The 7945-nt window shown below is 42.6% G+C and carries 2 protein-coding genes; both read right to left on the bottom strand.

Annotated elements, in window-relative coordinates:
• On the bottom strand, positions 1-3997 hold a 3997-nt coding region (locus HMPREF2795_RS05095), incomplete at its 3' end, for a CshA/CshB family fibrillar adhesin-related protein (protein ID WP_148131279.1).
• Between the two features lie 262 nt (positions 3998-4259).
• Positions 4260-7922 carry a DNA-directed RNA polymerase subunit beta' gene (gene rpoC / locus HMPREF2795_RS05090; protein WP_075228393.1) on the bottom strand — a complete coding sequence of 1221 codons (3663 nt, stop codon included), beginning with the start codon at positions 7920-7922 and terminating at the stop codon, positions 4260-4262.
• Positions 7923-7945: the final 23 nt, after the last annotated feature.

Below are 7945 nucleotides of genomic sequence, written 5' to 3'. Positions count from 1 at the left end.
CAACCGTTACGGCCGGTGCTTTACCTGTGAATGACTTTTCAGGAACAAAAGTTACTGTTCCATCTGCAGCTACTGTATATGTACCAACACCTTCCACAGTTTTAGTCGTTGAACCATCATCAAATGTTGCCGGAACAGCTTCGTTGATCTCAACAGTCTTCTCGACACCGTCAACAGTTACAGTTCCACCCTTGAATTCAGGTTTACCTGTTTGAGTTGCACCTTGGATGTCAGTTGATTCAGATGGTGTAGTTGTTGGGGTTACTGGAACAATTTCAGGTGTGTAGGTTGTATCAACCTTAATACCGTTTGAGCTTTCAGCTTGAACCTTGGCTGGTGTGACTGCACCTGTGTATGATTTATCAGTTGGTGTGAATGTTACAGTACCAGTTGCTGGATCGATCGTGAAAGTACCGATTGGCGTTGTACCATCTGCAGCATAAGCTGGCGTAGTTGTAACTTCATTACCATCTTTATCCAAGAGCTTATAACTATTTGATTTAATGGTTACAGGTTTATCTTGACCATTTACTTGGACAGTTGTTCCTGCGAAGGTTGGTGTGCCTGTTTGAGTGGCACCTTGGATATCTTTAGATGTAGCTGGTTGAGCTGTTGGAACAGCCGCTACAACTGTTGGTGTATAAATTGCATCCGAAGTGATTGTCGCCGTCTTATCGTTCGCATTTGTAATAGTCGCAGTTGCTTGAACTGTTACACCTGTTGCAGTTCCAACAAAGTCTTTTTCAGGTGCGAAGGTAACCGCTCCTGTAGTAGGATCAATTGTATATGTTCCTTCGCCTGCTACTTTCACACTGGTTTCATCAGTAGGCTGGCCAGTTGCTGGATCTACTAATTTCCTGCTAGTAATCTTCGTAGCCTTGTCATTGCTTAACTCAAATGTAGGTGTTTGAGTTTGAGGGACATTTTGCACATCCTCAGAAACCTTATTAGTAGAGCTGATTGTGGCTGGGGTTACTGTTGGAGTATACTTAGCAGTAGCTGTTTTTATAAATTCTGACTGAACTTGTTTATTTTTATCTCGTCCAACTGGTGCAGTAAGTGAAACTGTTACTCCCTTAGCAGTGCCAGTAAATCCTGGTTCCGGCACAAAGGTAACTTTCCCAGTCAAATCGTCTAAGTAGTAAATCCCTTCCCCTTCTACAGTTAGAACAGGGTCATTGATAACCTTGCCAGTCGTAGGACTCACAAACTTAGCTGGATAATCAAAATCAGGTGTGATTTTAACTTTCTCACCATTACTATTTGTTCCTTCAAGAGCAAATTCTGGAGTAGCTATTTGACTAGCTCCTTGAACATCTGTTGAAGTTTTATTTTCACCTTCGATATCCTTTGGAGTAACGGTTGGGATATAAAGTCCATCCATTGTATTTATCAAAGTATCAACATTAGCTTCATTGGCTGGAAATTTAGTTGACCAACCTGTGTCGTAGCCATTACTATCTGTACGACGGATAGAGATTCCATCAGCTGTTCCTAAGAAATTATCTTCAGGGATGAATTCTACATCTACGTCTTTACCATTTGCGGTAATTTTATATTTACCTTGACCTGGTACGACATAGTAGCCTTCAGCATCCAAAATAGCCTTGTTCCCATTTGCATCGACAATGTATGGTGCTACTGTTTCATCAATTTTTGCTGATTCAGTTAAGCTATAGCCTTGCAAACCTCGAGCAGTAAAGGCTACAGTTGCTGTTTGTTTAGCAGCTTGAAGACCAGAAGTTTCCTTGAATTCCCCTTTTGGTGGGTGCGTAATTTGAGTCTTGAAGTCTTCTACTTCTCCTGAGAAGGCCATACCTGTTGGGCTTTCAATTTCTTTAGCATTCTTAGCGATACGAAGACGAACCCCTAATTCAGTAACACTAGGGTCAATATAAGTTTTGCTGTTTGCAAATGTTAACTCAACTATACCATCTTTCGTAATAGTAGCTAAATTTGAACGCTCGTCTTCATCGAAGGTTCCATTTTGATTGAAGTCTACCCAACCGTAGATATTTGCCTGTGCAGCCCCATCAGTATGGGCTTCAACAGAAATCTTATAATTACCTGGTTTGGTACGGTCCATCTTGATCATCTCATTGGTTTTCCCTTTAAGATTATCTGGAAGCAATTGGTCGATTCCTTCATCAGCCGTTGTCGCTTTATCGTCACCAGTCCAATCAAGGGTATTGTTTTCATCCATATCAGGACTCAAGTGGCCGAGATAAGGTTGGTTTACTTTCTTACCGGTAATCCCATCCACAGTTGCAATTGAATGAACTGCCTTGCCGTATGATTCAGGAGCATCTCCTTCATCAAGTGGGAAGAATCCAAGCATGGCTGATTGTTTACCTGAAGATGCGATATACAAGCCAACTTCGGACGCTCCACGTGTCATAACAAGGGGAACAGCAGCAATACTTGAAATATTTGGTCCAAAGACCCCTGTTCCGAGACCTCCAGTTGTTAAATCGGCACTTCCAAAGTACTTCCAAGCAACCGCTTTTTTATCTGGCCCAACTTGATTTGAACGTCGAAGTAGGTCAAGGTTCAACTTATAGTAGCCCATGCCATCTATATTAGTGGCAGGGTTTGGACCGAATAAATTGTCTGTATCTTGTGGAATATAAGTTTTATTATTGCCCTTGGGCCATTCCCCAATATGTTGCCAACCTTCTCCGTTTGTGGTGAACATAACCATTTCACCAGGGTTAGCGGACTCACCATCCGCCATGACAATGGCAGGTTTGACCACTTTTCCACGGAAGGTCGCAGAAACTTCAAACTGAACACCGATATTCCCACCTTCAAGTTCTGAACTGATAGTAGTTTTCTTAGTTGTACCAGTGTCAATACCTTCTTTTTTAATTTCAGTCCAACGGTTTTGAGCTTCGGCAATAACTTTAGCTTCTTCACCAGCAGTAAAAGCTACTCTCGTAGCAGGTGTATTAGTCGCATTCCCATAACCATTTCTTGCATTTGGATCATAGGTCGCTTTTTCAGCTTCTGTTGCTCCTCGGTCTTCAAGGCGTTTTTTATAAAGTTCTGTCGCCTGGAAGGGTTTCAAAGATTTAACCTTGATGGTAACCACATAACCCGGCATAATTTCCTTAGTATAGGTAGCCCCAACTTGGAGAGCAAGGTCACCTTTTGATGTTGTTGTGGTTCCTGTCCAGTTAGCTACATCGCCAAAGTCCAACCAAGAGATTTGGCTGGCTATGTCTTTAGCATTGATATTTGTTGTAAAGCCAGGTTTTTCTACCTTTGGAGTTGAAGTTGCGTCTTCAACGTCTGCACCAATTCCAGTAGCTGTTGCAGTATCCGCACGAAATGCTGTATTTTTATTAATCTCCTTACCATTACGAGGATCGTTCTGACCTGTATTTGCGATTGCATTTGTACCTTCTGCTGGCTGAGTATTTGCTGCTGGTTTTCCGATACTTTCTTCAGTTTTTTCAGTAACTTCAGCCTTAGCTTCCACAACTGGTTTTGCTTCTGCTACTACCTTATTTTTAAGTTTTGCATTTACCGTTGTTACAAGTGATTGATAAGCAGCATCCAACTCAGCTTGACTTTCAGCAGAGACAAGAACATTCTTAGCATTAACAAGACTTACTTTTAAAGCATCAATACTTTCATCAGTCTTATTGCTATATTTACCATTTGTCAGGTTTGTCTCAATCTCAGCAATATAGGCTTGTAATCTTGTTTGATCTAGTTCAGGCTTAGTCTCAGTTGCAACTGGGACAACTGGAGTTGCCTGATAAGTTGTAGCATCTTCTTTCTCAGCTTGAGACGTAGAAAGAGATTCTGGCTGTTCCTTTTCAGTTGTCACAGCAACCTCGTCAGTTTGCTTATTCTCAGCGACTTCTTCAGCTGCTACTCCTGTAGCAGTTCCAAGCATAACTAAAGTTCCTAGTAAAACTGAACAAACTCCTACATTTAACTTACGAATTGAAAATCGACTAATACGATCATTAAACAGATCATTTTTCACTAATATTACCTCCGAGTTGCATAAAATTTAACTTAGTTTAGAATAAATATGTATTTACTATCCATTATATTTCGTAAACTACTCGCTGTTATATTTTATCATGTCAGCCGTTGAATACCAAGCATTTTGCTCAATTTTTCTGAAAAAAATTTCTACTTTTATAGTTCAAATTATTCAGTAAATCATATAAAATTCAATATACCTTTTCTATATATTTAATACAAAAAAAGAGGGATAACCCTCTTTTTGTTTAAGCATTATTTTATTCACTTACTTCAACAGTTTCAACGACTTCTTCTACAGTCGTATCTACTGAAGCTTCTTCTTGAGAAGATGCTAGGTAAGACTCTTCATTGATAGCTTGTGGTTCAAGGTTACGGTAACGTGCCATACCTGTACCAGCTGGGATAATCTTACCGATGATAACATTTTCCTTAAGACCAAGGAGATGGTCTTTCTTACCACGGATAGCTGCGTCTGTAAGGACACGAGTTGTTTCCTGGAAGGAAGCTGCTGACAAGAAACTATTTGTTTCAAGTGAGGCTTTGGTGATTCCCATAAGGACTGGACGACCAGTCGCTGGCACTCCACCTGCGATGAGAACATCCTTATTAGCATCTGTAAAGTCGTTGATGTCCATAAGAGTTCCCATGAGAAGATCTGTGTCTCCTGGATCCATAACACGAACTTTACGGATCATTTGACGAACCATTACCTCGATGTGTTTGTCACCGATTTCTACCCCTTGGCTACGGTAAACTTTTTGTACTTCACCGAGGAGGTAAGTTTCAACTGATAAGACATCACGTACAGCAAGGAGACGTTTTGGTTGGATTGAACCTTCTGTCAATGCTGCACCACGAGAGACTTGGTCCCCAACTTCAACACGCATACGAGCTGTAAATGGTACCACGTATTCGCCTTCTCCAGTTTCACCCTTAACGAAGACTTTCTTAGTACGAGTTGAAGCATCTTCTTCGATAGCAGTAACTTGTCCTTTGACTTCTGTGATAACCGCTTCCCCTTTAGGATTGCGGGCTTCAAAGATTTCTTGGACACGAGGAAGACCCTGAGTGATATCGGTATTTGAGGCAACCCCACCCGTGTGGAAGGTACGCATTGTAAGCTGTGTACCAGGTTCCCCGATAGATTGGGCAGCGATTGTACCAACTGCTTCACCAACTTCAACCGCATCACCAGTCGCCAAGTTGATACCATAACAGTGACGGCAAACACCATGACGAGTGTTACATGTAAATACTGAGCGGATAGTTACTTCTTCAACACCAGCATTGACGATTTCACGCGCCTTGTCTTCTGTGATCAATTCATTTGGACCAATGATAACTGCACCAGTTTCTGGGTGTTTAACAGTTTTCTTAGTGTAACGACCATTGAGACGTTCTTCAAGAGACTCAATCATCTCTTTACCTTCAGTGATAGAACGGATCAAGAGACCACGATCAGTTCCACAGTCATCTTCACGGATAATCACATCTTGGGCAACGTCAACCAAACGACGAGTCAAGTAACCTGAGTCGGCTGTCTTAAGGGCCGTATCGGTCATACCTTTACGAGCACCGTGAGTTGAGAAGAACATTTCGAGCACTGACAAACCTTCACGGAAGTTTGAAAGGATTGGCAATTCCATGATACGTCCGTTCGGAGCAGCCATCAGACCACGCATACCGGCAAGCTGTGAGAAGTTTGAGATGTTACCACGGGCTCCAGAGTCCATCATCATAACGATTGGGTTCTTAGGATCTTGGTTGGCAATCAATCGTTTCTCAAGCTTTTCACGGGCAGCACGCCATTCAGCTGTTACAGCATTGTAACGCTCGTCGTCTGTGATCATACCACGACGGAATTGTTTCGTGATTTGTTCTACACGTTTGTGTGATTCTTCGATGATTTCAGCCTTGTCTTCAACGACTGGAATGTCGGCAATACCCACTGTCAATCCTGCAAGAGTTGAGTGGTGGTAACCGAGGTTCTTCATACGGTCAAGTAGGGCAGAAGTTTCTGTCGTACGGAAACGTTTGAAGATTTCAGCGATGATATTTCCAAGGTTTTTCTTCTTGAATGGAGGGTTAAGTTCAAGATTGCTGATTGCTTCCTTGATATCTCCACCAAGTGGCAAGAAGTATTTATCTGGAACGCCTTCTGTTAAGTTGGCATTGTTTGGTTCTTGCAAGTATGGTAGACCCTCTGGCATGATGTCGTTGAAGAGGATCTTACCAACAGTTGTAAGCAAGATTTTGTGTTTTTGCTCTTCTGTCCATGGTTTGTTGAGGCTGTCTGTTGCGATACCAACACGTGAGTGGAGGTGAACATAGCCATTGCGGTAAGCCATAACAGCTTCGTCACGGTCTTTGAAGACCATTCCTTCACCTTCACGACCAGCTTCTTCCATGGTCAAGTAGTAGTTACCCAAAACCATGTCCTGAGATGGAGTAACAACGGGTTTACCGTCTTTCGGGTTCAAGATATGCTCAGCAGCAAGCATCAAGATACGAGCTTCTGCTTGGGCTTCTTCTGAGAGCGGTACGTGTATGGCCATTTGGTCACCGTCAAAGTCGGCATTGTAGGCTTCACAGACAAGTGGGTGCAAGCGAAGGGCTTTACCGTCAATCAAGACAGGTTCAAAGGCTTGGATACCCAAACGGTGAAGGGTAGGTGCGCGGTTCAAAAGTACTGGGTGTTCTTTGATAACTTCTTCGAGGATATCCCAGATACGTTCATCTCCACGTTCTACCAAGCGTTTAGCCGCTTTAACGTTTTGCACGATATCGCGCGCAACGATTTCACGCATCACGAATGGTTTAAAGAGCTCGATTGCCATTTCACGTGGCACACCACATTGGTACATCTTAAGAGTTGGACCAACGGCGATAACGGAACGTCCTGAGAAGTCAACACGTTTACCGAGCAAGTTTTGACGGAAGCGTCCTTGTTTACCTTTGAGCATGTGGCTCAATGATTTAAGTGGACGGCTACCTGGTCCTGTAATTGGACGACCACGACGACCATTGTCAATCAAAGCGTCAACCGCTTCTTGAAGCATACGCTTCTCATTTTGAACGATGATACCTGGTGCGTTCAACTCAAGCAAACGAGCCAAACGGTTGTTACGGTTGATAACACGACGGTAAAGGTCGTTCAAGTCAGATGAGGCAAAACGGCCACCATCCAACTGCAACATTGGACGAAGATCTGGTGGAATAACCGGAAGGATGTTAAGAATCATCCATTCAGGTTTGTTTCCAGACTTGTAAAAGGCATCCAAAACATCCAAACGACGGATAGCTTTGATACGTTTTTGCCCAGTTGCTGTTTTCAATTCTTCTTTAAGTTCAGCAATTTCTTTTTCAAGATCTACTTGTTTCAAGAGGTCTTGGATAGCTTCGGCACCCATTTTAGCAACGAATGATCCGTAGCCATATTCACGCAAGCGCTCACGATATTCACGCTCTGTCATGATAGATTTGTGCTCAAGTGGTGTATCCTTCGGATCGATCACCACGTAAGCAGCAAAGTAGATTACTTCCTCGAGGGCACGAGGACTCATATCAAGGGTCAAGCCCATACGGCTTGGAATTCCCTTGAAATACCAGATATGAGATACAGGAGCTTTCAACTCGATGTGTCCCATACGTTCACGACGAACTTTTGTACGCGTTACTTCAACACCACAACGGTCACAAACAATCCCTCTGTAACGAATGCGTTTGTACTTACCACAAGCACATTCCCAGTCTTTTGTAGGACCAAAGATGACTTCGTCAAATAGTCCTTCACGTTCTGGTTTCAACGTACGGTAATTGATTGTTTCAGGTTTTTTGACTTCTCCATAAGACCATGAACGGACTTTACTTGGAGAAGCTAGTGTGATTTGCATACTTTTAAAACGATTTACGTCAACCACTATTTCTTCCCTTTCTATTCTAA

Origin of the sequence: Streptococcus sp. HMSC056C01 (assembly GCF_001811305.1) — a bacterium.
Lineage (GTDB): Bacteria > Bacillota > Bacilli > Lactobacillales > Streptococcaceae > Streptococcus.
This window is presented reverse-complemented; position numbering and strand designations above follow the sequence as displayed.